Origin of the sequence: Streptomyces aculeolatus (assembly GCF_020400605.1) — a bacterium.
GTDB lineage: Bacteria > Actinomycetota > Actinomycetes > Streptomycetales > Streptomycetaceae > Streptomyces > Streptomyces aculeolatus.
This window is the reverse complement of record NZ_JAINRD010000037.1, coordinates 1-26991: the sequence shown is the minus strand read 5'-3', so window position 1 is coordinate 26991 and position 26991 is coordinate 1. Positions and strand designations below refer to the sequence as shown.

13 protein-coding genes and 2 pseudogenes are annotated in these 26991 nt (G+C 74.5%); 5 read left to right on the top strand and 10 right to left on the bottom strand.

Annotation, left to right across the window (positions count from 1 at the left end; translation table 11 throughout):
- Nucleotides 1–38 precede the first annotated feature (38 nt).
- Both LG396_RS36755 and LG396_RS36750 read right to left on the bottom strand, forming a co-directional pair.
- Nucleotides 39–590 (bottom strand): 4'-phosphopantetheinyl transferase family protein, encoded by a 552-nt coding sequence (locus tag LG396_RS36755; protein ID WP_308190157.1) that lies wholly within the window; start codon nucleotides 588–590, stop codon nucleotides 39–41.
- A gap of 168 nt (nucleotides 591–758) precedes the next feature.
- A pseudogene (locus tag LG396_RS36750) lies at nucleotides 759–1631 on the bottom strand (metallophosphoesterase family protein); the annotation flags it as partial.
- Between the two features lie 259 nt (nucleotides 1632–1890).
- Between LG396_RS36750 and LG396_RS36745 the strand changes: the two are divergent.
- Together LG396_RS36745 and LG396_RS36740 are read left to right on the top strand one after the other, a co-directional pair.
- Nucleotides 1891–2988 carry an ABC-2 transporter permease gene (locus LG396_RS36745; RefSeq protein WP_225798029.1) on the top strand — a complete coding sequence of 366 codons (1098 nt, stop codon included), beginning with the start codon at nucleotides 1891–1893 and terminating at the stop codon, nucleotides 2986–2988.
- A complete protein-coding gene (locus LG396_RS36740) occupies nucleotides 2988–3686 on the top strand; it encodes a TetR/AcrR family transcriptional regulator (protein WP_130455215.1) in 699 nt (232 codons plus the stop codon). The genes LG396_RS36745 and LG396_RS36740 overlap by 1 nt, the downstream gene beginning before the upstream one ends.
- A gap of 40 nt (nucleotides 3687–3726) precedes the next feature.
- On the opposite strand, the gene LG396_RS36735 is transcribed toward LG396_RS36740, so the two are convergent.
- Entirely contained in the window at nucleotides 3727–5481 is a 1755-nt protein-coding gene (locus LG396_RS36735) for a fatty acyl-AMP ligase (RefSeq protein WP_225798028.1), read from the bottom strand.
- 259 nt (nucleotides 5482–5740) lie between these two features.
- On the opposite strand from LG396_RS36735, the gene fabD reads away from it, so the two are divergent.
- Together fabD and LG396_RS36715 are read left to right on the top strand one after the other, a co-directional pair.
- Entirely contained in the window at nucleotides 5741–13207 is a 7467-nt protein-coding gene (gene fabD, locus LG396_RS36730) for an ACP S-malonyltransferase (protein WP_308190156.1), read from the top strand.
- Between the two features lie 30 nt (nucleotides 13208–13237).
- The gene (locus LG396_RS36715; RefSeq protein WP_225798027.1) at nucleotides 13238–17764 is read left to right on the top strand and encodes a beta-ketoacyl synthase N-terminal-like domain-containing protein; all 4527 of its coding nucleotides are present in this window, start codon (nucleotides 13238–13240) and stop codon (nucleotides 17762–17764) included.
- Nucleotides 17765–17903: 139 nt separating this feature from the next.
- On the opposite strand, the gene LG396_RS36710 is transcribed toward LG396_RS36715, so the two are convergent.
- The 6 genes from LG396_RS36710 to LG396_RS36685 all read right to left on the bottom strand — a co-directional run bounded on the left by LG396_RS36710 (nucleotide 17904) and on the right by LG396_RS36685 (nucleotide 24964).
- Nucleotides 17904–18674 (bottom strand): AfsR/SARP family transcriptional regulator, encoded by a 771-nt coding sequence (locus tag LG396_RS36710; RefSeq protein ID WP_018837736.1) that lies wholly within the window; start codon nucleotides 18672–18674, stop codon nucleotides 17904–17906.
- A 457-nt stretch (nucleotides 18675–19131) separates the two neighbouring features.
- Nucleotides 19132–20169 (bottom strand): alpha/beta fold hydrolase, encoded by a 1038-nt coding sequence (locus LG396_RS36705; RefSeq protein ID WP_225798026.1) that lies wholly within the window; start codon nucleotides 20167–20169, stop codon nucleotides 19132–19134.
- On the bottom strand, nucleotides 20166–22067 hold the full coding sequence (locus LG396_RS36700; protein WP_225798025.1) for an HAD-IIIC family phosphatase: 1902 nt from the start codon (nucleotides 22065–22067) through the stop codon (nucleotides 20166–20168). Before LG396_RS36700 ends, LG396_RS36705 begins: the two co-directional genes overlap by 4 nt.
- Before the next feature lie 293 nt (nucleotides 22068–22360).
- Nucleotides 22361–23401 (bottom strand): 3-oxoacyl-ACP synthase III family protein, encoded by a 1041-nt coding sequence (locus tag LG396_RS36695; RefSeq protein ID WP_225798024.1) that lies wholly within the window; start codon nucleotides 23399–23401, stop codon nucleotides 22361–22363.
- Between the two features lie 4 nt (nucleotides 23402–23405).
- Nucleotides 23406–24608 (bottom strand): cytochrome P450, encoded by a 1203-nt coding sequence (locus tag LG396_RS36690; RefSeq protein ID WP_145897961.1) that lies wholly within the window; start codon nucleotides 24606–24608, stop codon nucleotides 23406–23408.
- A gap of 104 nt (nucleotides 24609–24712) precedes the next feature.
- Nucleotides 24713–24964, bottom strand: coding sequence for a ferredoxin (locus tag LG396_RS36685; RefSeq protein ID WP_225798023.1), 252 nt, complete (start codon nucleotides 24962–24964; stop codon nucleotides 24713–24715).
- A gap of 187 nt (nucleotides 24965–25151) precedes the next feature.
- Between LG396_RS36685 and LG396_RS36680 the strand changes: the two genes are divergently transcribed.
- Nucleotides 25152–26573, top strand: a complete 1422-nt coding sequence (locus tag LG396_RS36680) for an NAD(P)/FAD-dependent oxidoreductase (RefSeq protein ID WP_225798022.1) — start codon at nucleotides 25152–25154, stop codon at nucleotides 26571–26573.
- Nucleotides 26574–26684: 111 nt separating this feature from the next.
- Here the strand turns inward: LG396_RS36680 and LG396_RS36675 are convergent.
- Nucleotides 26685–26991, bottom strand: a pseudogene (locus tag LG396_RS36675) (hypothetical protein); the annotation flags it as partial.

Below are 26991 nucleotides of genomic sequence, written 5' to 3'. Positions count from 1 at the left end.
CCGGACCGTCACGTCGTCCCGTCCCGCACAGCCCGCACCTACTCGCCGTTCCCGGCGCGCCCGCCGGCTCCCGCGGTCAGCGACACGGCGGTGACGAGCAGCCCGCTGCGGCACAGCCAGCGGCCCTGCATACGGGCCAGGGAGGTGCCGTCGATCGTGGGCGCGTCGACCAGGATCCCGGCGGTGAACGTCCCGTCCTCTGGGTCCACGTCGATACGGGCCTCGTCGAAGTCCAGCTCCCTGCCGGTCAGCGGATACCAGACCTTGAAGACCGACTCTTTGGCGCTGAACAGCAGCCGGTCCCAGCAGACCCCGGACGTGCCGCGCATGCGGGCGCGTACCAGCTCCTGCTCCTCCGGCAGCGCGACGGCCTCCAGGAGGCCGTCCTTGAGCTCCTCGTTGGGCTCGGCGTCGATGCCGACGCCGAGCACGTCGCCGCGGCGGGCCACGGCGGCGGCGCGGTAGCCGGCGCAGTGCGTCATGGAGCCGACGATCCCGGCGGGCCACTGCGGCGCGCCGCGGCGGCCGGGGAGCAGGGGCGCCGGCTCGACGCCGAGGGTGCCCAGGGCGCGGCGGGCGCACTGCCGCACGGTGGCGAACTCCGCCTGGCGGTGCGGTACGGCCCTGGCGACGGCCTGCGCCTCCTCGGGGTACAGCCGCTCTGCGGGCGGCTCCGGCGGGTCGCTGAACGCCTCCGCCGCGGTCACCGCGTCGGGCAGTAACTGCTGGAGCAGCCGGGCCGGTTCGGCCGCCGCGGGCGCTGGTGGCCGCGCGGCCCGCGCCGCGGCGCTCGCCGGCGCCGGCGGCAGGACCGGGCGCAGCAGGTCGCGCGGCGGGCGGCGCTTCCACTCGCGTGGGTAGCCGAGCGACACCTCGCTGAACTTGACGCCGTCGTACCAGGTGACCCGGGGGATGTGCAGGTGGCCGTAGACGACGGCGGCCGCGCGGAAGCGGCGGTGCCAGTCGGCGGTCAGCGTCGTACCGCACCACTGCGCGAACTCCGGATAGCGCAGGATGTCGGTCGGCTGCCGCACCAGCGGCCAGTGGTTGACCAGCACCGTGGGGTGAGCGGGGTCGACGTCCGCGAGCCGCCGCTCGGTCAGGGCCACCCGCTCCCGGCACCAGGCATCGCGCGAGGGATGCGGGTCGGGGTGCAGGAAGTACTCGTCGGTGCAGACGACTCCGGCCTCGTGGGCCAGGCGCAGCGACTCCTCCTTGGTCGCCACGCCCGGCATGCGGAAGGAGTAGTCGTAGAGCACGAAAAGGGGCGCGACGGTCACGGGGCCGCCCTCGCCGCGCCAGACGGGATACGGGTCCTCGGGGGTCACGACCCCCAGTCCGCGGCAGAGTTCGACCAGGTGCCGGTAGCGCTCCTCACCGCGCAGCTTCACCGGGTCGTCGGGGTGCGTCCACAGTTCGTGGTTGCCCGGTGCCCAGACGACCTTGGCGAACCGCTCGGCGAGCAGCCCGAGGGTCCATTCGATGTCCGAGACGCGCTCGCCGACGTCACCGGCGACGATCAGCCAGTCATCGGCCGCGGTCGGGCGCAGCCCGGCGGTGATGTCGCGGTTCTCTTCGTAGGCGACGTGCAGGTCGCTGACGGCCAGCAGTCTTCCGTGCATCAGGGACATTCGATCATTCGGCGACGGCGGAAAGGGTGGTGTCAAGGGCCTGATGGTGCCTCCCGTACGGAAGTTGCGCACCAGAGGCGTGCCGACAGATTGCTGCCACCACCTAAATTCCCGCCAAAAGACCGCTGACCGGCGCTTTCACAGCGGCAATGCCCGGGCTACCCGGGGGAGTTGCGGACGGGACCGCAGCCGCGTCATTCTGGATCCTCAACATCCGTTGAACAGAAGTGTTCTGTTTGCGAGTGACAGGGAGCAGATCGTGACCACACCGGCCGCAGGGTCCCCCCACGCCGCGGCGCCGGCCCCGGCACCGACCGGACCGCCCCCGGAAGCCGGCCGCTCCGGCACCTACGGCGTGCTCGTCGTCCCGGCCGTCCTCGGGCTCTTCCTCGTCCTCGCCTTCGCCGGGCTGATGATCCCCGGACTGCGCAGCCCCGCCCCGACCGACATGCCCCTCGGCCTGGCCGGCCCCGGCCCGGCCGTCCAGCAGGTCGAGGCGCAGCTCACCGCCGCCGCCCCCGACGCGTTCGAGGTCAAGCGGTACGCGGACGAGGCCGAGGCCCGCACCGCCCTGCGCGAGCAGGACGTGCTCGGCGCCATCGTCATCGGGCCGTCGCCGAAGCAGCCGCCCGGCCTGCTCATCGCGAGCGCCGCCGGCGACGCCCCGACGACCGCGGCCACGACGGCGTACGAGCAGCTGACCGAGCAACTCGGCACCCCGCAGCAGGTGGACGACGTCGCCCCGCTGCCGGAGAGCGACACCCGCGGCGTCAGCGCCGTGCTGCTGTGCGTCGCCCTCACCATCGGCGCGCTGATCTTCCAGCTCGTCCTCAGCCTGGCCGCCGCCCACGTGGGCGCCGCCAGGCGATGGCTGTCCTGCTTCTGCTACGCCGTCGTCGCCGGCGCGGCCGGAGCCCTCTTCGCCGGACCCGTCACCGGCACCCTCGACGGCCACTTCCTCGAACTGCTGGGCATCGCCACCCTGCTGTCGCTGACCGTCGTCGGCATCGTCGCCGCCTGCCAGGCGCTCCTGGGCGCACTCGGCATCGCCGTCGGCGCGCTGCTCGTCCTCCCGCTCGGCCTCGCCTCCTCCGGCGGCGTCGTCGACCCGCACTTCCAGCCCGCCTTCTACGGCGTCGTCTCGGAGTACCTGCCCACGGGCAGCGCGGTCTCGCTGTTGCGCCGGGTGCTGTACTTCGACGGCAACGCGGTCGGCGGACCGCTGCTCACGCTGCTGCTGTGGGCGGCCGGCGCCTGGCTCGTCACGCTGGTGAGCGAGCGGATCAGGCCCTTCCAGCCGCTGATGGTCATCGTGCCCGCCTCCGCCGTGGGCCCCGCCGCGGCCCGGGCGGCCTGATGGCACGGCACGACGTGCCCGGCGACCGGCCGGCGGAGCAGCCGCCGGACGCCGGGCAGGACCGCCGCGAGCTGATACGGCTCGCGGCGGTCGAGCTGTTCGCCCGCCACGGCTACCGCGGCACCACCGTGCGGGCCATCGCCGAACGCGCCGGGGTGGACCCGGCGCTGGTGATGTACCACTACGGCAGCAAGGAGAACGTCTTCTCCACGGTGATCCGCGAGACGATGCGCGCCGAGGAGCTGCTGCCCGAGCTGCCCCGGCTGCTCGACGAGGTCGCCGACACCGACAGCGCCGACGACCCCGCCGCGGACGGCACCTGCCCCGGCGGGCCCGGCAGCCGGCTGCTGCGCGGCTTCCTCACCCGCTGGGAGGACGCCGCCACCCGCCCCTCGCTGCTCGTGGTCTTCCGCTCCGCGATGGAGCACCCCGAGGCGTCGCAGCTCTTCCGCGAGGTCGCCGGCGGCGAACTGCTGCTGCCGCTGGCGCGGCGCATCCCGGCCCCCGACCCCGAGCTGCGCGCAGCACTGGTCGCCTCGCTGCTCGTCGGGTTGGTCACCGGCCGCTACGTGGTGCCCATCGAACCGCTGGCCGGGATGGAGCTGGACACCGTCGTCGGGCTCTACGGCCCGTACGCGGACGACATGCTGCTCGGCCGGCTGGGCGGCTCCCCGCCGCCCGGCCGGCCTGGCGGGTGACCCCGCGGCGGGCTTCACCGCCGCGGGGCCGGAGCCGTCGTCAGTGGCTCGTCGGCAGCGTGCCATCGACGAGCGCGTCCACCACGTGGCGCCGCTGGAGCTTGCCGCTCGGGGTCTTCGGCAGCGTGCCCCGCGGCACCACCTCCACCCGGTCGGGACGCAGCCCGGTCTCGGCGGAGACGGCCTGGATGACGCCCTCGCGGATCTGGGCGACGGCGTCGGCGTCCGCGTGGCTCTTCGACTCGACCACCAGCACCAGCGCCTCCGTGCTGCGCTCCTCGTCGGGGCAGCCGACCGCGGCGATGGAGTTCGCCCGCAGGCCCTCCACCGAGGCGGCGGCCGACTCGAAGGCGTACGGGTGGTAGTTGGACCCGGCGATGATGACGACGTCCTTGATGCGGCCGGTGACGTAGGTCTGCCCGGCGTCGGTGAAGCCCTGGTCGCCGGTGTTCAGCCAGCCGTCGTCGGCCAGGACCTTCGCGGTCTCCTCGGGCTGGCGGTAGTAGCCGGACATCATCGAGTCGGTGCGCAGCAGGATGGTGCCCTGCCTGCGGTCCGGCAGGTCGGCGCCCTCGTCGTCCACGACGCGCAGGTCCATGCCCGTCAGCGCAGTGCCGGAGGACACCAGTTCCTGCGCGTCGGCGGCGCCGGCCTCGGCCTCCACGACCTCGCCGTCCGCGGCCAGCCGGTCCCGGCTGACGGTGAGCGTGGTCAGCGGCTCGCCGGGCTCGCACATCGTCGCGGCCAGGGTGATCTCCGCCATGCCGTAGCAGGGCATCATCGAACGCTCGCGGTAGCCGTACGCGGCCATGCGCTCGGCGAACAGGCGCAGGGTGTTCGCCTGCACGACCTCCGCGCCGTTGCCGGCGACCCGCCAGGCGCTCAGGTCGAGGCCGGCCAGCTTGGCGTCGGGGATGTTCGAGGCGCACATGCGGTAGGCGAAGTTGGGGGCCGAGGTGAACGTCCCGCGGTAGCGGTGCATCGCCCACAGCCACCGCTCGGGCCGTACCGCGAAGGACAGCGGGGGCATGCTGGCCACCGGCAGTCCGTGCAGCAGCGGCGCGAGGTTCAGCCCGATCAGGCCCATGTCGTGGTGCATCGGCAGCCAGCTCACGATCAGGTCGCCGGCGCGGTACGCGCGCTCGCCGATGGCCGTGGCGTTCGCGAAGATCGACTCGTGCGTCAGGGTCACGCCCCGGCTGTCGCCCGTGGTGCCCGAGGTGAACTGCAGCAGTGCGATGTCGTCGGGCTTGGCCTGCGCGGTGGCGAGGTCGAGGCCGCCCTCGAACGGCGGCTCGACGATCGCGACGCCCGCCTCCTTGCACGGCTCCGTCACCGCGTCGAGGAACTCCGGCGCGACGACCACGGCGCGCGGCTCCGCGCGGCTGATCAGCAGCCGCAGCCGGTCGGCCCAGCGCTGCCGGCGCATCGTCGCCAGCGGCGGCTCGCTGACGAACGGAATGGCGCCCAGCAGGAAGCAGCCGTGCAGCGTGGCGTACGCGTCGGCGCTGGTGTCCATGCAGACACCGACGCGGTCACCGCGCCGTACGCCGTGCTCCGCGAGGGTCGTCGCGGCGGCGCCCGCGCGCTCCGCCAGCTCCGCCGCCGTCAGCCGCACGGGGTCGCCGGAGCCCTCGACGTACGCGAGCGGGCGGTCGGGGTCGCTGTCCGCCAGGTCGAGCAGTGCGGCGCCTATCGTGGCGGCCGGCGTCATCGCGACCGGTGCCGGGTCCGTCTCGGGCTGAAATCCCGCGCGGTCGCCGTGGATTTCCTCGGTCGAAACGGCAATTGTCATTCCATACCCCCGAATTGACTGCCGCGGTCGCGGCATAAAATGGGCCGGCTGAGGTAGGGTCATGATGCGCGGCGGGCAACAGCGCCGTCAAGTCGGGTAATTCCAGGTCGGGGCTTTAGCGGGCCGCTAGAGCCTCCTTAGTCGGTTCGGCCACGATGGACTCGCCAGAATAGTGCTGCGTGTTCCCGACACGTAGCGGAAAAGTCCCCGCGGTCCCTTACCGGGATTTCACCGACGCATACTGAAGGAACGACTCGACATGTTTGCGCTCGCATTCCCAGGCCAGGGTTCGCAGCACAAAGGTATGGGTGCGCAGCTCTTCGGCAGGTTCCCGGAGGAGACCGCCCGCGCGGACGAGATTCTCGGCTACTCGATCGAGGAGCTGTGCCGCGACGACGTCGACGGACGGCTGCAGAACACCGAGTACACGCAGCCCGCGCTCTTCGTCGTCAACGCGCTGAGCCACCTGGCCCACCGCGCCGACGGGGGCGCCGAGCCCGACTACCTCGCCGGGCACAGCCTGGGCGAGTACAACGCGCTGCACGCCGCCGGCGCCTTCGACTTCGCCACCGGGCTGCGCCTGGTCGCCAAGCGCGGCGAGCTGATGTCCCGGGTGGCCGACGGCGGGATGGCCGCGGTCGTCGGGCTGACGGCGGACCAGGTCGCCGAACTCCTGGGCCGGCCCGGCCTGGAGAACCTGTCGATCGCCAACTACAACAACCCCACGCAGACGGTGGTCGCCGGCCCGCGCGAGGACGTGGCGGGCGCGCGCGCCGTCTTCGAGGAGGCCGGCGCCGGCCTGTTCACCGTGCTCCGCGTCAGCGGCGCGTTCCACTCCCCGTACATGTCGGCGATCCAGGACGAGTTCGCCGAGTTCCTCGGCGGCTGCACGCTCGCGCCGCCCGCCGTGCCCGTCATCTCCAACGTGACCGCCCTGCCGTACGAGGACGACGTCGCCGCCGCGCTGGTACGCCAGCTCGACCACCCCGTGCGCTGGACCGACACCGTCCGCTACCTCATCGCGCAGGGCGTGGCGGACATCAAACCCGTCGGGCCCGGCCGGGCCATGCGCGGGCTGATCAAGGCCACCCGGCGCGACGAGGAGCGCCGCGCACAGGAAGCGGCGGAGGCACAGGAGGCGCGGGCCGCGCAGGAAGCGGCCGCCGGGCGGACTCCGGCAGCGGCCGACGACGGCGAACTGCGCCTGCGCCGCCCCGAACGCGACCGCACCCGCCCCGAGGGCACCCCCGCCGTCCAGCTGCACCAGGCACTCCTGAAGGACCTGCGCACCACCGTCGCCCAGGTGCTGAAGGTCGAGCCCGCCGTCGTCCGCAGCGAGACGGAGCTGAGCGAGCTGGGCTTCGACTCGATCCGGCTCATCGAGTTCGCCGACCTGCTCCGCCGCGACCTCGGCGTCGACCTCACCCCCTCGGTGTTCTTCGAGCACTTCACCCTGGAGGCGTTCGCGCGCCACCTGCTCACCGAGCACCACGACCTCGTCTCCGCCCGCTACCCCGACGCCGGCGACGACACCCCCCGCACCGTCGCCGGCGGCGCCGGGCGCGCGCAGGACGACGCCCCGCTGCCGGACCCGTACCCCGTCGCGGTGGTCGGCCTGAGCGCCGTACTGCCGGGCTCGGCGGACCTGGAGGGCTTCTGGCGGCGCCTCCTGGCCGGCGACGAACTCGTCTCCCCGGTGCCCGAGGACCGCTGGCGCGACTGGGCGGGCCCGGAGCGCGCCCGCCGCGCGCACGGCGCCTTCCTCGACGAGGTCGACTCCTTCGACTGCTCGTTCTTCGGCATCTCGCCGCACGAGGCCGAGCTGATGGACCCGCACCAGCGCCTCTTCCTGCAGACCGTGTGGAAGGCCGTCGAGGACTCCGGCCGCCGCCCCGACGCCCTCGCGGGCAGCCGCACCGGCCTGTTCGTCGGGCTCTCCTCGATGGACTACGCGGAGGTGCTGGGCCACAGCACCGCCGGCCCCCAGGCGCACACCGCCACCGGGCTCGCGCACGCCGTGCTGCCCAACCGGGTCTCGTACCAGCTCGACCTGCGCGGCCCGAGCGAGGCGATCGACACCGCGTGCTCGTCCTCGCTCGTCGCCGTCCATCGCGCGGTCCGCAGCCTGCGCGCCGGCGAGTGCGGGCTCGCCATCGCCGGCGGCGTGAACCTCATGCTCAGCCCCACCCCGTTCGAGTGCTTCGGGCTGGCCGGGATGCTCGCCCCGGACGGCCGCTGCAAGACCTTCGACCAGTCCGCCGACGGCTACGTGCGCGGCGAGGGAGTCGTCGCCGTCGTGCTCAAACCGCTGGCCGCCGCCGAGGCCGACGGCGACCACATCCACGCCGTGATCCGCGGCAGCGCCGTCGGGCACTCCGGCCGCGCCGCGTCGCTGACCGCACCGAGCCCCGAGGCGCAGGCCGACGTCATCGTCGACGCCTGGCGCGCCGCCGGCCTCGACCCGGCGACCGCGACCCACGTGGAGACCCACGGCACCGGCACCAGCCTCGGCGACCCCATCGAGATCGAAGGGCTGAAGCAGGCGTTCGCCCGCCTCTACGCCGCCTGGGGCCACGACGCCCCCGCCGAGCCGCACTGCACGATCGGCTCGGTCAAGACCGCCATCGGGCACCTGGAGGCCGCGGCCGGGCTGGCGGGGCTGGTCACGATGGTGCAGGCGCTGCGGTACGGGAAGCTGCCAGCGCTGCGCCACTTCGAGAAGCTCAACCCGTACATCCGCCTGGACGGCAGCCCCTTCCGTATCGGCGACCGAGCCGGCGACTGGTCCCGGCAGGCCGCGCCGGACGGCCCCGCCGTCCCGCGCCGCTGCGGCGTCAGCTCCTTCGGCTTCGGCGGCAGCAACGCGCACGTCGTACTGGAGGAGTACGAGCGCGAGCCCGCCGCCGACGAGGCGCCGAGCGCCCCGCTGCTGATCCCGCTCTCCGCCCGTACGCCCGAGGCGCTGCGCGGCTACGCCCGCCAACTGGTCCGCCACCTCGACCTGCACGCGCCCGCCGAGGGCGGCGCCGACTTCGCGCTCACCGCGCTCGCCGACACCCTCCAGCTCGGCCGGGAGCCGATGGAGGCGCGGCTTGCGGTCGTCGCCGAGGACGTCGACGAACTGTACGACGCGCTCGTGCAGTTCCTGCGCGGCGAGGACCAGGGCGACACCTGGTGGAGCGGGCAGGCCGCCGGCGCCGCGGACCTCTCGCGCGCGCTGCTCGCCGGCCCCGAGGGCAACACCTACCTCGACGCGCTCGCCACCGCCGGCAAGACCGCGGCCCTGGCCCGGCTCTGGGCGGCCGGCGCGGACTTCGACTGGGCGCTGCTGCGCGGCGGCAGGCCCGTACGCCGCACGCCCCTGCCGACGTACCCCTTCGAGCGCCGCCGCATCCGCCCGCAGGACCTCGTCCCGCACGTCCTGCTCGCCCCCGGCCTGGCGCAGCCGTCCCTCGCCGCCGCGCCGGTGCCCGCTGCCCTCGCCGCCGCGGCGGCGCCGGCCGCGCTGCCCAGCGGTGCGGGCGCCACGCAGGACGACGTACTGGCGGACCTGGTGCGGCTGTTCGCCGAGGAGCTGAAGTGGCGGCCGGAGGAGATCGACCCGCGGGCCGGCTTCGACGACCTGGGCCTCAGCTCGCTACTGGTGGAGAAGCTGCGCCGGCGGCTGGAGGAGCACTACGGGCCGGTCGACAGCGCCACGCTCTTCACGTACAAGAACCTCGACGCGCTCGCCCGTCACATGACCGGCCGGGTACGCACCCTGCCCGCGGTGACGGCGCCCGTACCGGCGGCCGCCGTCCTGCCCGCAGTCGTCCCGTCTGCCGCCGTCCCGCCCGCCCCTGCGGGTGCCGGCACCGCGGACATCGCCATCGTCGGCATCAGCGGCCGCTACCCCAAGGCCCCCACGCTGGCCGACTTCTGGGACCGGCTGCTGGCCGGCGACGACTGCGTGGACGAGATACCCCTCGACCGCCCCGGCTACCGCCGCTACGCGGAGCTGGCGCGCGAGAAGTTCGGCGACCAGTGGCCCCGCTGGGGCGGCTTCCTGGATGACGTGGACGCCTTCGACCCGCAGTTCTTCCACATCTCGCCGCGCGACGCCCGGCTGCTCGACCCGCAGGAGCGGCTCTTCCTCACCACCGCGTGGGAGACGCTGGAGGACGCCGGCTACACCCCCGCATCGCTGGCGGACCCCGAACTCGGCGACGAGCGCGGCTCGGTGGGCGTCTTCGCCGGGGTGACGTACAACAACTACCAGATGTTCGCGGGCGGCGACCTCGACGAGGGCGTCTGGCGCATCGTCGGCTCGCAGACCTTCTCCGTCGCCAACCGCATCTCCCACCTGCTCAACCTCGGCGGCCCCAGCCTGACCCTGGACACCGCCTGCTCCTCCTCCCTCTACGCCATCCACCTGGCCGTCGCCGCCATCCGCCGCGGCGAGTGCGCCATGGCGCTGGCCGGCGGGGTGAACCTGTCGCTGCACCCGAGCAAGTACGTGATGCTCGCCGAGGCCGGGTTCCTCGCCGAGGACGGCCGGTGCCGCGCCTTCGCCGAGGGCGGCACCGGCTACGTACCGGCCGAGGCGGTCGGCGCGGTGCTCCTCAAGCCGCTGGACCGGGCGCTGGCCGACGGGGACCGGATCCACGCCGTCGTCAAGGGCTCGGCGGTCAACAGCGACGGCCGCACCTACGGTTACGGCGTCCCCAACCCCGTCGCACAGGCCGAGCTGGTCCGCGCCGCACTCGCCGACGCCGGTGTCGACGCCGGCTCCATCGGCTACGTCGAGGCGCACGGCACCGGCACCAGCCTCGGCGACCCCATCGAGGTCCGCGGCCTCACCGAGGCGTACGCGGACGCCGCCGCCCCGCACCGCCGCGACGGGCGGCCGGCGTGCGCCATCGGCTCGGTGAAGGCCACCATGGGCCACGCCGAGGCGGCCGCCGGCATCGCCCAGGTCACCAAGGTCGTCCTGCAACTGCGCCACGGCACGCTCGTGCCCTCGCTGCTGCACACCCCCGAACTCAACCCGAACCTCGACCTCGACAGCACGCCGTTCGCCGTGCAGCGCGCGTCCGCACCCTGGGAGCGGCCCGCACTGCCCGGCTCCGGCGGCGCGGCCGGTCCGCGCCGCGCCGGGGTCAGCTCCTTCGGCGCGGGCGGCGTCAACGTCCACCTGATCCTGGAGGAGGCCCCGGCCCGCCCCGCCCCGGCCGCCGGCGCCGGCCGGCCGCTGGTGTTCCCGCTGTCGGCCCGTACGCCGGAGAACCTGCGCGCGTACGCGGCCCGCATGGCGGCGTTCCTGCGGGAGCTGCCCGCCGAGCCCGGCGCCGACGACCCGGAGGCGCCGCGCGCCGCCGACGTCGCGTACACCCTGCAGCACGGCAGGGAGGCGATGGAGCACCGCGCCGCGTTCGCGGCCCGCACCCTCCCCGAGGCCGCGGAGCGCTTCGCGCACCTGGCCGCCGGCGGCGACGCGGACGGGCAGGTCAGCATCGGCCGCCGCCCCGGCCGCTCCGGCGCCGCCCCCGCGGTGCCCGCCGACGCCGCGCCGGAGCGGGCCGCCGCGCTGTGGGCCGCGGGCGGCGACGCGGACTGGGCGGCCCGGCCCACCGGTGGCCGCCGGGTCTCGCTGCCGACGTACCCCTTCTCCCAGGAGCGCTACTGGCTGGAGCCGAGCGCCACGAACCCGGCACGGCCGACCGCACCGGCCGTGCCGACCCCCGTCCCCGCGCCGCGGACCTCCCCGGAGGCGACGGCCTCCGCGGCGGCTCCCGCGGCGCGGGAGGCGGACACCGCGACGGACCTGCTCGCGTCGCTGGCCGCCGCCCCCGCGAGCGAACGCCACACCGCGCTGGCCACGCGGATGCAGCGCACGCTCGGCGAGCTGCTGGAGTTCCCGCCCGGCAGCCCGCCGGACCGGCAGCGCGGCTTCTTCGAGCTGGGCATGGACTCGGTGATGGCCGTACGCCTCGGCAACCTGCTCGAAGAGGCGCTGGGCCTCGTCCTGTACGCCGGGGTGGTCTTCGACTACCCGAGCATCGACGACCTCGCCACGTACCTGCTGGACGAGTTGAGCCTCGACGACGCCCCCGCCCCGGCCGCCCCCGCGCCCGCCGCGCAGACGCCGGAGCCCGCGCCCGCCGACGACCTCCAGGTCGTGCACTACACCGCGGGCTGGGAGCCGGCCGCCGCCCCGGAGGGCCCCGCCTCCTGGCTCACCGGCCCCGTGCTGGTCTTCGACGACGACGGCGCCCTCACCGAGCGCGTACGCGCCCGGCACACCGGCGGCGCACCCGTCGTCGGCGTCCGGCCCGGCGAGGCGTACGAGGTGGCCGGCGACGGCCGTACCGTACGGGTTGAGTCCGGACAGGACCACGCCGCGCTCCTCGCCGGCCTCGACGCCCCGCCCGTGACCGTGCTGCACGCCTGGAGCGACCCGCGCACCGCGCTCACCTCGGTCTTCCACCTCAGCCAGGCGCTCCTGCGGCAGGGACTGCGCGCACCCGTGAGGCTGCTGCGCGTGCACGCCCACGCCGAGGGCGGACCCGATCCCCTCGCGGAGGCGTTCGGCGGCTTCGCCCGCAGCGTCGACCACGAGAACCCGCGGCTCGTCCAGCAGGCCGTGACCGTGCGCACCGCCGCCGGCGAGGAGCACGCGGACGCCCTGCTGCGCGCCTGCGAGGCCGAACTCGCCGCGGACGCCCGCGCCGACGCCGAGGTCCGCCACGACGTGGACGGCCGCCGGGTGCGCAGGCTCCGCGAGCTGCCCGCGGTACGCGCCGAGGCGCCGGCCGGCGTCGCGGTCCGGCCGGGCGGCACGTACGTGATCACCGGCGGCGGAGGCGGCCTCGGCCTGCTCTTCGCCGAACACCTCGCCCGCCAGGCGCGGGTGAACCTGCTCCTCGTCGGCCGTTCCGCGCTCACCGCGGAACGCCGGGAGGCGCTGGAGCGGATCCGCGCCCTCGGCGCCGACGTCCGCTACGAGCGCGCCGACGTCGCCGACCGCGGCGACGTCGAATGGATCCTGGCCGCCGCCCGCGACCGCTGGGGCAGCGTGCACGGCATCGTCCACTCCGCCGGCGTGCTGCGCGACGGGCTGCTGCCCAACAAGAACGCCGACGAGATCGACCTGGTCCTCGCGGGCAAGGTCGACGGCGCCGTCCACTTCGACGCGGCGACCGCGGGCGACGACCTGGACTTCTTCATGGTCTTCTCCTCGCTGGCCGCGCTCGCGGGCAACCCGGGCCAGGTCGACTACGCCTTCGCCAGCCGCTTCCTGAACGCCTTCAGCCGCCGCCGCGAGGAACTGCGCGCCGCGGGCGGGCGGTCCGGCGCGAGCATCGCGCTGGTCTGGCCGTTCTGGCGCGACGGCGGCATGCGCGTCGACGACGCCACGGAAGGCTTCGTGCGCCGCCGGCTGGGGCTGACGCCGCTGGAGAACGCGGTCGGCGTGGCGGCGTTCGACGCGGCACTGCACCACGCCGCACCGGAGTTCGGCGTGGTGCACGCCGAACGGGACAAGCTGCAGCGGGTGCTGCGGATCGAGCCGCCGGCGGCCGGGGCCGCGCAGGCGGACGCCGCGCGGACGAAGGAAGCGGAGACGGACCCCGCGGAGTCGTCCGCCGCGGCGGCCACCGGGACCGGCGGCGGCAAGTCCGCCCCGGCGAAGGGCGATTCGACGGTCGAGATCGAGCTGAAGGGCGTCCTGGCCGAGCTGGGGCTCTAGCACCCGGACGCGGGGGAGAGGAAGACGGCGATGACGGACAAGGCACTGCTCAGGCGTTCCCTGGAAGCCGTACGCAGCCTGCGCGAGCAGGTCGACGAGCTGCGCGCGCGGGCCGCGGAGCCCATCGCCGTCGTGGGCCTCGGCTGCCGCTTCCCGGGCGGCGCGGACGGCCCGGAGCGGTTCTGGGAGCTGCTGCGCGAGGGCCGCGACGGCGTCGTGGACGTACCGCAGGACCGGTGGCCCACCGAGGGCTGGTACTCCTCCGACCGGAGCGAGCCCGGCACCTCGTACACCCGCCGCGGCGGGTTCCTCGCCGAGGGCGCCCACGCGTTCGACGCCGGGTTCTTCGGCATCACCGACGCCGAGGCCCGCGACATGGACCCGCAGCACCGGCTGCTGCTGGAGACGAGCTGGCAGGCGCTGGAGAGCGCAGGGCTGCTGTCGGGCACCGCCGCGGAACGGCGCGTCGGCGTCTTCGTCGGCGTCTCCGGTTCGGAGAACACCCTGCTGCCCCGCTCGCCGCGCGACGCGGGTCCGTACACCGCGACCGGCTCCGCGATCAGCGTCGCGGCGGGCCGCGTGGCGCACACCTTCGGGCTGCGCGGACCGGCCCTCGCCGTCGACACGGCGTGCTCGTCGTCGCTGCTCGCGGTGCACCTGGCCGCCGAGAGCCTGCGCCGCGGCGAGTGCGACGCCGCGCTGGCCGGCGGGGTCAGCGCCATGATGTCGCCCGCCGTGATGGTCGCGCTGTGCCGGATGGAGGCGCTGGCCGAGGACGGCAAGTGCAAGGTCTTCGACGCCGCCGCCGACGGCTACGTACGCTCCGAGGGCAGCGGCATGGTCGCCCTCATGCGCGCCTCGGACGCCGCCGCCCTGCGCGCCCCGGTCCTCGCCCTGATCCGCGGCTCCGCCGTCAACCACGACGGCCGCACCAGCGGCCTGACCGTGCCCAACGGCCGCGCGCAGCGCGAGCTGATCGCCGACGCCGTGGCCGCGGCAGGGGTCGAGCCGCGGGCCGTGGACTACCTGGAGGCGCACGGCACCGGCACCTCGCTGGGCGACCCGATCGAGGTGCGCGCCGCCGCCGACGTCCTGTGCGCCGGCCGCGACCCCGAGGCGCCGCTGCGCATCGGCGCCGTCAAGTCCAACATCGGGCACCTGGAGGCCGCCGCCGGAGTGGCGGGCCTCATCAAGACCGTGCTCGCGCTGCGCCACGGCGAGATCCCCGGTGGGCTGCACCTGAACAAGCCCAACCCGCGCCTCGGCGTCGAGCGGCTGCCGGTGGCGCTGTGCGACCGCACGGCGACGTGGCCGCGCCGGGGCGACGGCCGGCCGCGTACCGCGGGCGTCAGCTCCTTCGGCTTCTCCGGCACCAACGTGCACGTCGTCCTCACCGAGCCGGACGCCGAACCGCCGCGTACCGGGGGGCCGGAGCGCCCCGCGCACGTCTTCGCGCTCTCCGCCCGCGACCCCGAGGGCCTGCGCGAGTCCGCCGCCCGGCACGGCCGGTGGCTCGCCACCCACCCCGACGCGGCCCTCGCCGACTTCTGCCACACCGCCACCGCGCGCCGCGGGCACTTCGCCCACCGCGCCGCGTTCGTCACCGCCTCGCGCGAGGACCTGGCGCGCCGGCTCGCGGCGCTCGCCTCGGGCGAGGGGGCCGGGCCGGCCGCGGTCCGGCGGCAGACCGCGGCGGCCGAGGCGGTCGGCGCCCGCGACAGGGCGCCCGCGCCGCCGGTGGCCTTCCTCCTCGATGCCACCGCGCCCGCCGCGGAACGCATCGCCGCGACGCTGTCCGCCACCCACCCGGGCTTCCGCGCGCACCTCGACCGGTGCACCGCCGAACTGCGGCCCCCGGCCGCCGAGCCGGACGTCCCGCACAGCCCCGCCCTCGCCGCCGACGTACGCACCGTGGCCTGCCAGGTCGCGCTGGTGCGCACGCTCGCCGACTGGGGCATCGCCGCCGGCGCCGTCGCGGGCGGCGCCGCACCGGGGGACCTCGCCGCCGCCGTCCTCAGCGGCGCCCTCGACGCTCCCACCGCCGGCGCCCTGCTCGCCGCCCGCCACGGTGCCGCGGCCCCGCCGGCCGCGCCGCCGCAGCGGCCGCGCACGCTGCGGCTGCTGCACGGATCCGACGCCGGCGAGGCCGGCGGGGCGGAGGCGGCCGACCCCGGGTTCTGGCTGCACCCCGGCACCGGCGTACGGCCGGAGGCCGCCGCGGCGGCGCTCGCCGCGCACGGCTACGACACCCTCGTCCACCTCGGCGGCGCCCCGGCGACGGCCGCCGACGGCGAGATCCGGGGGCTGCCCGGCGACGACATCTGGCACGAACTCCTCGGCTGGCTCGCCGACCGGCACGTCTCCGGGCAGGACGTCGACTGGTCCGCCTGCGACGACGGCTACGAGCGGACCCGGCTGGACCTGCCGGGCCAGACGTTCCGACGCCGTACGCACCGCCCGGACGCCGCGGCACTGGAGGCCGCTCCCGCGGCGTCCGCGGCCGGTGCGCCCGTGGGGACCCTCGGGCTGCGGCAGGTCGCGTCCCCGCTCGCGCAGCGGCAGTACACGACCGCCGTCAGCCGCGCCGTCCTGCCGGAACTCGGCGACACCGCCGGCGTGCTGCACGTCGGCTACTACCAGGAACTGCTGGCCGCCGCCGCGCGCAGGGGCGCCGGACTGCGCCTGGACGACGTACGGTTCGAACGGGCCCTGACGCTCTCCCGAGGCCAGGAGCGCACCGTGCACCTGGCCGTCGGCCCCGCGGACGGCGACGGCTGGGCGGAGTTCTCCGTACACAGCCGGGACGCCGGCGGCGCGCCCGCGGAGCAGCCGGGCGACGAGGGCTGGCACCGGCACGCCGCCGGCCGGCTGCGCCCCGACGGCGGCGGAGCGGAGGGTGACGTGCCGCCCGAGGCGACGCTGCCCGAGGCGGCGCGGGCGGAGATCCGCGAGCGCTGCCCCGTACGCTTCGAAGGCGCCGAGTTCTACCGGCAGATGGCCGAACGCGGCGTGCCCCTGGGCCCGTCCGTCGAGTGGGTCGACGAGGTGTGGCTCGGCGAGGGCGAGGTGCTGGCGAGGTTCCGCCTGCCGACGCCCACCGAGGCGGCCGCCGCCGCCGGCCGCCCGGACCGCGAACTTCCCGTGCCCGCCGGCATGCTGGACGCCTGCGTCCAGCTTTACGCACTCGCCGCCGGCCCGCAGCTCGCCGAACGGGACCTGTTCATGACCGCCCGTCTCGGCGACGTCGGCTTCGGCGCCCCCGCGGAGGGCACCCTGTGGTGCCACGTGCGGCTGACCGCGCCGGTAGGCGACCTGCTGGTGGGCGAACACCTGCTGTGCGCCGAGGACGGCGCGGCGGTCGGCTGGGGCCGCGGCACCGAGATCCGCGTCATCAGCCCGGGCTCCGGCACGTACGAGGCACCCGCCGACGACGTACGCGACGGTGCCGCACAGCAGCGCTGGCGCGGCGCGGACGGTGCCGCCGCGCTGCGGGACCTGCTCACCGGGATGGTCGCGGAGCTGCTGCAGCTGACGCCCGCCGAGGTGCCGAGCAGCCGTCCGCTCGCCGAGACGGGCCTCGACTCCCTCGCCGCCCTGGAGCTGCGCCAGCGGGTACGCGCCGAGACCGGCGTCGACCTGCCGGTCGACCTGCTCATCGCCGGGCCGTCGCTGGACGAGGTGGTGGAGCGCCTCTGCGGATCCGTCGCGGGCGAAGGGCCCGCCGCGCCCCGCCCGTACGACGTCGACGGCAGGCTCTGGCTGCCCGCCACGCCGCAGGACGACGCCGCCGTACGGCTGTTCTGCCTGCCTTACGGCGGCCGCGGCGCCTCCCTCTACCGGGACTGGCCGGGCAGCGCGCCCGCCGGTGTCGAGGTGGTCCCCGTGCAGCTGCCGGGCCGGGAGGAGCGCTCCGACGAGCGCTGCCTCGTCGACGCCGACGAGGCCGTGGACGCCGTCGCGCAGGCGCTCAAGCCCTACCTGGACCGGCCGTTCGCCTTCTACGGGCACAGCATGGGCGCCCTCCTCGCGTACCGCCTCGCCCACCGGCTGGGCGCCGAGTACGGAGAGCTGCTGCGCCACCTGTTCGTCGGCGCCTTCAGCGCGCCGACCGGCGGGGAGAACCCGCTCGGCGCCCGGCTGCGGTCGGTGACCCAGCGGCTCGGCTTCGAGCAGATGCCGGAGCACGAGGAGCTGGCCCGGGTACGCAGCACGCAGCCGCGGCTCTACGACACGGCGCTGCGCGCGGAGCTGGGCGAGCACCTGGCGGGCAAGGCCGACGTGGCCATGGACGGCGCCGGCTACTCGGACCTGCGGGTGGTGCAGAGCTACCGGCACGACCCGGCGGAGGTGCCGCTGCAGGTGCCGGTCACCGCGTTCCACGGCGCGGCCGACCCGGTGGTCGCCGAGCAGGACGCCGACGGGTGGCGGCCGTTGACGGCCGGCGGGTACGAGCTGCTGGTCGTGCCGGGCGACCACTTCTTCGTCCACGGCGACCAGAGCGGGCCGCGGGTGCTGGCGGAGATGGCCGCGCGGCTGCGCCAGCCCGTACGCGCCTGAACCCTCCGCGGCTGAATCCGGTGCGTGCCTGGAGCCGGCCCGGGCCGACCCGCGGGCCGGCCCGCGACAGGCACGCCGAAGGGGCGGGCGAAGCCGGTGGCTTCGCCCGCCCCTCGTCGTACGCCGATCCGGGTGCCGGTCACACCGCCGCGGGCAGCTCCAGCCGCTCGTCGGCGACGAGGATGGCCTGCTGCAGATCACGCAGCGCCCGGCAGGGCTCCAGGCCGAGTTCCTCGTTGAGCCGGTTCCTGGCCTGCTGGTACGTACGCAGCGCGTCGGCCTGCCGCTCCGAGCGGCACAGGGCCAGCATCAACTGGCGGTAGAACGTCTCCCGCAGTGGATACTCCGCCGTCAGCGCGGACAGCCGGCCGATCAGCTCCCGGTGCAGCCCGAGGCTCAACCGCGCCTCCATCAGCCACTCCAGGTACTCCAGCCGGGTCTCCTCCAGCCACGTGGCGAAGCCCGCGATGATCGGCCCGTCGCAGAGGTCCCCGAGGACCGGACCGCGCCACAGGGACAACCCGTCCTCGAAGGCGATCACGGCCTGCTCGGGCCGGCCCTCCTTCAGGTGCAGCCGCCCCCGGTGCAGCAGCTCCTGGAAGCGGTCCACGTCGAACTCGTCGTCCTCCAGGTGCAGGAGGTAGCCGGGCGGGCGGGTGAGGATCGGGTTGTTCCGGCTGCCGGGCTCGCCGAGGAACTTGCGGAGCTGCGAGATGTAGACGTGGATGCCCGCAGTCGCTCGGCGAGGCGGGTTCTGCCCCCAGATCTCGGCTATGGCCTCATCGATCGAGACCACCTGCCGGGCGCGAATCAGTAACAGGACGAGAAGCACCTGCATCTTCTTGGCGCTCACGAATCTGCTGCCGCGGTTGTCCACGACCCGGACGGGTCCGAGTATTTCGTACTGCACTTTTCAACCCCCGATGAATTTTTCTAGGCCGAAGTGCTCAGGTTTTATGGCACTTTTGTTCAATTTCTCTTGCCGCTACAGGCAGGGGAGCTTGTATGTCACGCGGCGATGCTGTACAGACCTTTGCAGGCTATGGAGGAGGTAGGGGGTGCCGAAACCCCTACCCACCCCTAAGTCCCCCCTAGGTGCTGCCCCGGGTATTGCGCAGTCTGCACAGGGGCGTGTGGGACGCATTCGCGCCCCCGCGCGAGGCGTCGTGATCATCCGCCGTTCTCGCAAATGCCCGGTATTCCCGCCACGTATCCGCTGCCCGATTTACGGGCGGCGCCCGCCGCCGGCGGAATTCGCCGTGACCAACGGCCGCTGCCGGCCCCCCTGGTGTACCAGGGAGACCGGCAGCGGCCGTCACGGGGGCTCCGGCAGACTCTCCCGCGCGGGCGGGAGGGGCCGGGCGGCGTCAGCTGGGGGCGAGGCCCTGACGCATCGCCAGCAGCGAGCCGAACGTCCAGTCCACGGTCTGCTGCACGTGCGCCGGCGCGCCGTGCACGTCGTCGATCTCGTTCAGGCCGAGATCCTTCACGTGCTGCTGGAGGAACGCCGCTTCCCCGGCCGGAATGATCTCGTCGCGCAGGCTGGTCCTGTAGCGGACCGGGATCTCCAGCCCGGCCAGCTCCGCGGGCGTCAGCGCCCAGTCGGCGATCTTCTTGTGCAGCGCGTCGTCGTCCCCCTCGGGCGCACCCGCCAGCCGGGCCAGCGTGTGCCGGGTGATGCCCGGCACGCCGCGCAGCCAGTCGGCGTCACCGAAGAACCCGCTGACCGGCGCACCCGACGACACGATGCCGCGCACCCGGGCGTCGTGCCCGGCCCAGCGCAGCGCCAGGTGCCCGCCGAAGCTGTTCGCGAGGGCGTACGTGTCGGACACGTCCGCCCGGTCCGCGACCGCGTCCAGCAGGGCGGGCAGCATCCGCCAGCTCTCCCGGTCGTACGGGAGGGTGTTCTCGCCCACGCCGGGCAGCTCGGTGACCACGACGGCCATCCCCAGCGCCGTGGCCTGGAGCGTCACCGGCGCCCACTGCTCCTTGAGGCTCACGATGCCGCCCGCCACCATCAGCACCGGCTTGGGCTCCGCGGCCGACAGCCCGCCGGCCCAGGCCACCACCTCGCCGCCGGCCGGCGACGCCGTGACCCGCTGGATGTCCGGCTGGCCGGCGCGCCAGCGGTCGAACACCGACCGGCACTTCCGGTACGCCGCCTGCCGCGCCGGCCCGTCGACGACGGGGAAGCGGGCCAGGGTGTAGCAGAGGAACGCCGGCAGCAGCTCTCCGGCGTCCTCCAGCTCCCCGGCCATCGCCGACCACTGGGCCGTCCACGAGCCGGGGGCGCCGTCCTCGTCGCTGGTGATGCCGGCGAGCACCTCGTCGTACCGCTCGGCGGGCAGTTGCAGCGCCTTGGCGTGGACGCGCGCGAACTCCTTGAGCTCGGTGACGTCGTTCATCGTGTTCCCTCCTGCTCCCAGCGCACCGTCAGATCGAGGTGGCCGGGCACCGCGCCGATCTCCAGCAGCTCGTGCCGGAAGTCGGCCGTCCCGTCCTCGGACTGCCCGCGGGCGTCGAAGCCGTTCCGTGGATAGAAGTCCCTGACCTTGCCGTTCTTCGTCGACGGCACGTACCGCGCCGTCACGGCCTCGGCCCCCTCGGCCCGGGCGTGCTCCAGCAGCGCGGCGAGGCAGCCCTGCTCGATGCCGCGGGCGAAGACCCGGCAGCTCAGCAGGAAGTTGTCGACGTGCCACACGGGCCCGTCGGTCCGTACGAACACCGCACCGACCAGTCCGTTGTCCCCGAAGCGGTCGCCGCAGCGGATGGCCAGCACCATGTTCCCCGGCGAGCCGGCCAGGGAGGCGACCTCGTCCTGCTGGAGCCGCCGTGTAGTCAGGTTGAACTGGTTGGTGCGCTGGGTGAGCTGGGCCACGCGCGGCACGTCGGCCTCCGCGGCGGCGCTCAGCTCGACCCGTACGTCCAGCTCCCGCAGGTAGTCGTCGAGCGACGAGAAGGAGTCGAGGAAGTCCTTGCGGACCAGCTCCTCGCGGTAGCGCTCGGGGCGGCGGACGTCGTCGTCGGTGAGGTCGCGCACGTCGAACCAGCCGTCGGCCAGTAGCCGTTCGGCGTGCAGCGCCGGGTCGCCGTCGAGGTGGAGCACGGTGACCTCGGGGAGCTCACTGGCCACCAGGCCGCACTCGTACGGGCTGTCGTCGGCGAAGACGAACGAGTCGAGGCCGACGTTGAGGTCCTCGGCGAGCGCGCGCAGGTTGTCGTGCTTGGGTGCCCAGTTGGCGACCACCCGGACGAAGTCGTCCTCGCGCAGCGTCATCTCCTGGTGCTCGCGGAGCACCTCGCGCACGGGCTCCAGGTCGTTCTTGCTGACGGCGGCCACGAGCACCCCGCGCGAGGCGAGCTGCTTGACCACGCGCTGCATGCGCTGGAACGCGCGCCCCGTACGGCCGTCGGCGACCTCGATGCCCTCCGGGCCGTCGTCGCCGAGCACGCCTCCCCACAGGGTGTTGTCCAGGTCGACCGCGAGCACCTTCTTCGCCCGCCCGGACCGGCCGCGCGCGAGGTGCGCGACCTCGCGCGCGACGGCGGCGGTCAGCTCCGCGGCGAAGGGCGTGCCGGCGTAGGTCTCCAGGCGGGGCTCGGCGAGGGCCGCGCGCCCGGAGAGGACCGGGTCGAGGTCGAGGACGACGAGACCGGGGTGCTCGTCCATGAGCCCGAGCAGCCGCGCGTTGCCCTCGCGCCACACGGCGCCGAGCCGGGCGCGGGAGCGGTGGTCCACGAGCTGGGAGGTGAACTCCCGGGGGAGCGGCATCGTGGTGTAGACGAGGGTGCCGGAGCCCGAAGTGCCGTGGGTGGCGGCGAGCTTGCCGAGGAGGTGCACCTTCTCGGTCAGCACCCGCTCGACGTCCTCGGGCCGCCACGGACGCGGCACCTCGTCGAAGACGATCCCGGCGGCCGGGAGGCATACCACGAGGTCGGTGCCGGCGGCGTAGACCTCGCTGGCAGGGTCCGCGAGGTCGAAGAGCCAGCCGCCGAAGTCCGCGACGTGGGGGCGCAGCAGCATGCCGTGCCGGGCCAGCTCCATGGTGAGCGGCGGCACGAGGCCGGCGACCGTGCCGTGCCCGGTGACCGCGACGGACACCGTCGGGATGCCGGGGTGGGCCGCGAGCACCTCGTCGGGGGACAGGCGGGACAGCAGCCGCCCGGCGCGCTGCCGTTCGTCCTCGCCGAGGTCCCGGAGCAGCGCGGGGAGTCTCGGGTACTCCGCGACCAGGCTGCCGGACCGGTGCAGCTCCGCGACGGGATCCGGAGCGGCGGGCGGGGGAGCGGGGGCAGCGGACACGGAACTCACACCTCCTGGTGGACCAGCGCGGCGGACCGCCGGGCGGCGCGACGGGAGGGGACGCGGGCGGACCGCCATCAGGCTCGCCAGCGGAGCTTGACGGGGCCTTGGAGGCGGCTAAAGCGGTCGTACGAAGCGGTCGCGGCCGGGCCCGCGGCGCGGCGGCCCGGGGGAGGGCCGGGGCCCGCCGGCCGCGTGCCCGCCCCGGGACACCGGTCGCGGGTACGCCACGGCCGCCGCGCACCGCTGCGTGGACAGCGGTGCACGGCGGCCGTACCGACGTGGGCGATCCGTCAGGCGGTCGCCTCCAGCGCGAAGCCCGACTTGATCCACTTGCTCGACTCGATGGCGACCCCCAGCGCGCGATCGCCCGCGGTGAGCTTCGGCAGCAGCCGCGCCAGCTGGAAGAAGACCAGCGCGTTGCCGTTGTTGCCGGTCTCGTCGACGCAGGAGACCTCCTGGGCCCCGGGCGCACCCATCCGCTCCCGGATCAGCGCCGTCATCCGGCCCGAGAGCTGCGGCGGCAGCACGTACGCCAGCTCGTCCGCCTTCCAGTCCAGCCCGCCCAGGAGTTCCTCGGCCGACTCGGCGGCCATCTCCGGCACGGCCGCCTCGATCGCCTTGTAGTCCTCGCTCACCGGCGGGCCGTCGAACCGGCGGCTCGCGCCGTACCAGTCGAGCGTCTGCCCGGGCTGACGGCCCAGCCCCACCAGCTTGGTGAAGACCGCCCGCAGCGCCGGCCCGGGCGACGGCTCCGCCGTCAGCACCAGCGCGCCGGCGCCGTCGCCGAACAGCATGAGGTTCACCAGCTGCGCGGGCGGCAGCGCGGCGGCGTCCATGTCCGGGTCGACGAGCTTCGCCGAGACGTCGCCGCCGAGCACCAGCGCCGTGCGGTGGCTGCCGGACAGCAGCAGCCCCGCCGCCACCGACAGCGCCTGCACCGCGCCCGAGCACCCGGACTGCAGCTGGTACGTGGGCACCTGGTCGATGCCCAGCCGGTCCGCGACGACGTTCACCGTCGTCGGCATCAGCATGTCGGGCATCGCCGTGCCCATCACGATCAGGTCGACGTCCGACGGCTCCATGCCCGCCGCGGCCAGCGCCCGCCGGCCGGCGGTCTCGCCGAGGTCGGCGAGCGAGAACCGCGGCTCGCCGGTCTCCAGATCCACCGCGAGATGGCGGTACTTGGTGCCGACGAACGCCTCCGCCCACTGCTCCCACATCGGGCCGAGGCCCATGCGGCGGCCCAGCGTCGCGTTGTCGATCTGCGGTCCCGGCGACGCCGTGCCGAGGCCGGCGACCCGCAGGTCCTGCTCCGGGTTCAGAACGAGCACGTGATCACCAGGCCACCGGGAGGGAACTCGCGGCGTACATCGTCGCCTCCGCGCGCAGCGGCACCTCGTCCGCGTCGACCGCGAGCCGCAGCTCGGGGAACCGGCGGAAGAGCGCCGAGTACGCGATCCGCATCTCCACCCGGGCCAGCTGCTGGCCCAGGCACTGGTGGATGCCGTAGCTGAACGCCATGTGCCCGGAGGTGGAGCGGCTGACGTCGAAGCCGTCCGCGTCCTCGAAGCGCCCCGGGTCGCGGTTGGCCGCCGCCAGGGACACCGTCACGCCGTCGCCGGCCTTGATGAGCTTGCCCTCCAGCTCGACGTCCTCCAGCGCGGTACGCGGCACGCCGAACTGGGCGATCGTCAGATACCGCATCAGCTCCTCGACCGCGTTGGCGAACAGCTTCGGGTCCTCGCGCAGCCGCTTGACCTCGCCGGGGTGGCGCAGCAGCGCGTACGTGCCGAGCGACAGCATGCTGGCGGTCGTCTCGTGCCCCGCCATCAGCAGCAGCATCCCGATGCCGGTCAGCTCCGCGTCGTCCAGCTCGCCGGTGGCGATCAGCCCGCTGAGCAGGTCGTCCTCGGGCTCCTTGTGCTTGAGCTGCACCAGCTCGTGGATCAGCCCGTAGATCGCGGCGAAGGCCGCCGCCACCTCCTCGCCGGTCGAGCCGATGCGCATCACGGTCGTCGAGTGGTCCTGGAAGCGCTGGCGCTCGCCGTACGGAACGCCCAGCAGCTCGCAGATGGCCAGCGAGGGGATCGGCAGCGCGAACGAGGGAACCAGGTCCGTGGGCGGACCCTGCCGCTCCATCTCGTCCAGGTGCTCCTCGGTGATCTGCTCGATCCGCGGCTCCAGCGCCTTCATCCGCCGTACCGTGAACTGGCCGGTGAGCAGCCGCCGGTAGCGGGTGTGGTCCGGCGGGTCCATGTGCATGAAGAAGCCGGGCGGCACCTTCTCCCACGGCCGGCCGCCGGAGGGCAGCTCGAACGGCACCTTTTTGATGTCGCCCCGGGCGCTGAACCGCTGGTCGCTGAGCACCTTCCGGGCCGCGGCGTGGCTCGTCACCAGCCAGCCCACGTGCCCGTCCGGGTACAGCAGCGGGCTGACCGGCTCCTCGGCACGCAGCCGGCCCAGCTCTTCCGGCGGGTCCAGCGGGCGCGGGCGCTCGGTCGGCAACCGCCGGGGCGGCGTGGACAGCGTGTCCGACATGACGCGTTTCCTTCCTCCGCATGCGAAGCCGCGGGCCCGGCACAGCCGGTCCACGCCTTTCCGCCCACCCTCGGGGCCGCGCCTTAAGGCGGACTTGGGCGTGCTTAAGGCGCGTCGGCGGGCTCGGCCGCGCCGGCCGGCTCGGCCGCCTCCTCGAACCGGACCACCTGGCCCGGGCAGGAGCGCACGGCCTCGTCCACCGCCTCCCACTGCTCCTCGGCCGGGCGCTTCACCAGCACCACGACCTGACCTGTCACCTCATCCTGGTCGAAGACCTCCGGCGCCAGGAGCGTGCACATGCCAGATGCCACGCACCGCTCGATCTCGGTCTCGACCTGCATGGAGGAATCCCGCATGAGGGCATCCTTCCGGAAACTCGGATCCGTTCAACCGGCCCGTAGCGTACGGCCATTCACGGCCGCGTTCGTAGCCGGAAAAGACTTTAGAAACCGGCAAGTCACCCCCAAGCCGGAGCCCGCATGGTGAGCCGGGCGGCATACGGCAACCGCCCGGACCGGACCATGCGGAAAGGGCGGAACAGCAATGGCGGAAGCAACCCGTGGCCCGAACACCCGAGTTCACGGAGTCGTACTCGGGGGCGGGCTCGCCGGCGTGCTCGCCGCCCGGGCCCTGCGGGACCACGTCGACCACGTCACCGTGGTCGAACGCGACACCTACCCGGATCTGACCGAGCCCCGCAAGGGCGTCCCGCAGGGCCGCCACGCGCACATCCTCTGGTCCGGCGGCGCCGAGGCCATCGAGGAGTTGCTCCCCGGCACCCTGGACCGGCTGCGCGCCGCCGGCGCCCACCGCATCGGCGTCAAGGAGGACATGGTCCTCTACAGCGCCTACGGCTGGCAGCACCGCTTCCCCGGCTCCCACTACGCGCTCACCTGCAGCCGCCCCCTCCTCGACCGGACGGTCCGCGAGGCCGCGCTGGACCACCCGGACACCGAGGTGCTGACGCGGACCGAGGCGCACGGGCTGCTCGGCGACCGCACGAGCGTCACGGGCGTACGCGTACGCACCTCCGACGGCGCCACGCGCGAGCTGCCCGCCGACATCGTCGTCGACGCCACCGGCCGCGGCTCCCGGCTGCGGCACTGGCTCACCGACCTCGGCCTGCCGCCCGCCGCCGAGGAGAGCGTCGACACCGGCCTCACCTACGCCACCCGCGTCTTCCGCGCCCCCGCCGGCGCCCCCGGGGCCTTCCCCGTCGTCAGCGTCTACGCCGACCACCGCAGCGGCGAACCGGGACGCAACGGCCTGCTCCTGCCCATCGAGGACGGCCGCTGGATCATCACCCTCTCCGGCACCCGCGGCGGCGAGCCGACGGCCGACGAGGAGCGCTTCGCCACCTTCGCCCGCGGCCTGCGCGACCCGATCATCGCCGACCTGATCGAGGCCGCCGAGCCGTTGACGCCGGTGCGCACCACCCGCAGCACCCTCAACCGCCGCATGCACCTCGACCGCCTCGACGACCGCCCCGAAGGGCTCGTCGCGCTCGGCGACTGCGTGGTGTCCCTCAACCCCATCCACGGCCACGGCATGAGCGTCGCCGCCCGGTCCGCCAGGGCCCTGGAGGCCTGCCTGAGCCGCGCCGGCGGCCTGAAGCCCGGCCTGGCCCGCACGGCGCAGCAGGCCATCGCCGCCGCCGCCGACGCGCCGTGGCTGCTCTCCGCCTCACAGGACCTGTGCTACCCCGACAACAAGGCCGCCGTCAGCGACCCGCGCCTGACCACCCAGGCCGCGCAGCGGCAGGGGTTCGCCGACATGGTCACCAGCGCCTCCCTCGTCAACGAGCGCGTCTGCGACGCCCTCACGGCCGTCACCACGCTCACCGCACCGCTGGGCAGCCTGGAGACGCCCGAGTTCCTCGCGGCGATGCGGCAGCCGGCCCGGCCGCCGCTGACCGCGGCGCCGCTGAAGGACGCGGAGGCCGCGGTGCTGCGGGCGGCGAAGTAGGGAAGGCGACGCCGGCGAGAACGATCCGGGAGAGACAACCCGCGCGAGACAGGACCGACAAGAGAACCGCCCGCCGTTCCCACGGCGGGCGGTTCTGCTTTCACCGGCCCGTCACCGGGCGGGCGCCGAAGGCGCCTCGTCTCCGTCCGTACGACCGAGCTGCCGGTCGATGAAGTCGAAGATCTCCTCCGTGGACGACTCCTGGATCTTGTTGCTCACGTCCTCGGCCGGGACCGGCCGCGCGTCGTTCCAGTTCGACAGCAGCGTCTGCAGCCGCAATGTGATCCGGGACCGCTCCGCCTCGTCCGCCGCCAGCTGCTTCAACTCCAGCTCCAGCGCGTCCAGATCGGCGATCACCCGCCGCGACGGGCTGACCGCCTCCGGCATCAGGTCCGCCAGGATCCGGGCGGCCATCGCG

Excerpts from the sequence above, each read along its gene's own strand:
- LG396_RS36680 (WP_225798022.1), top strand. The coding sequence starts at position 25,152 with ATGGCGGAAGCAACCCGTGGCCCGAACACCCGAGTTCACGGAGTCGTA.
- LG396_RS36715 (WP_225798027.1), top strand. The coding sequence starts at position 13,238 with ATGACGGACAAGGCACTGCTCAGGCGTTCCCTGGAAGCCGTACGCAGC.
- LG396_RS36685 (WP_225798023.1), bottom strand. The coding sequence starts at position 24,964 with ATGCGGGATTCCTCCATGCAGGTCGAGACCGAGATCGAGCGGTGCGTG.
- fabD (WP_308190156.1), top strand. The coding sequence starts at position 5,741 with ATGTTTGCGCTCGCATTCCCAGGCCAGGGTTCGCAGCACAAAGGTATG.
- LG396_RS36735 (WP_225798028.1), bottom strand. The coding sequence starts at position 5,481 with ATGACAATTGCCGTTTCGACCGAGGAAATCCACGGCGACCGCGCGGGA.
- LG396_RS36740 (WP_130455215.1), top strand. The coding sequence starts at position 2,988 with ATGGCACGGCACGACGTGCCCGGCGACCGGCCGGCGGAGCAGCCGCCG.
- LG396_RS36705 (WP_225798026.1), bottom strand. The coding sequence starts at position 20,169 with ATGAACGACGTCACCGAGCTCAAGGAGTTCGCGCGCGTCCACGCCAAG.
- LG396_RS36690 (WP_145897961.1), bottom strand. The coding sequence starts at position 24,608 with ATGTCGGACACGCTGTCCACGCCGCCCCGGCGGTTGCCGACCGAGCGC.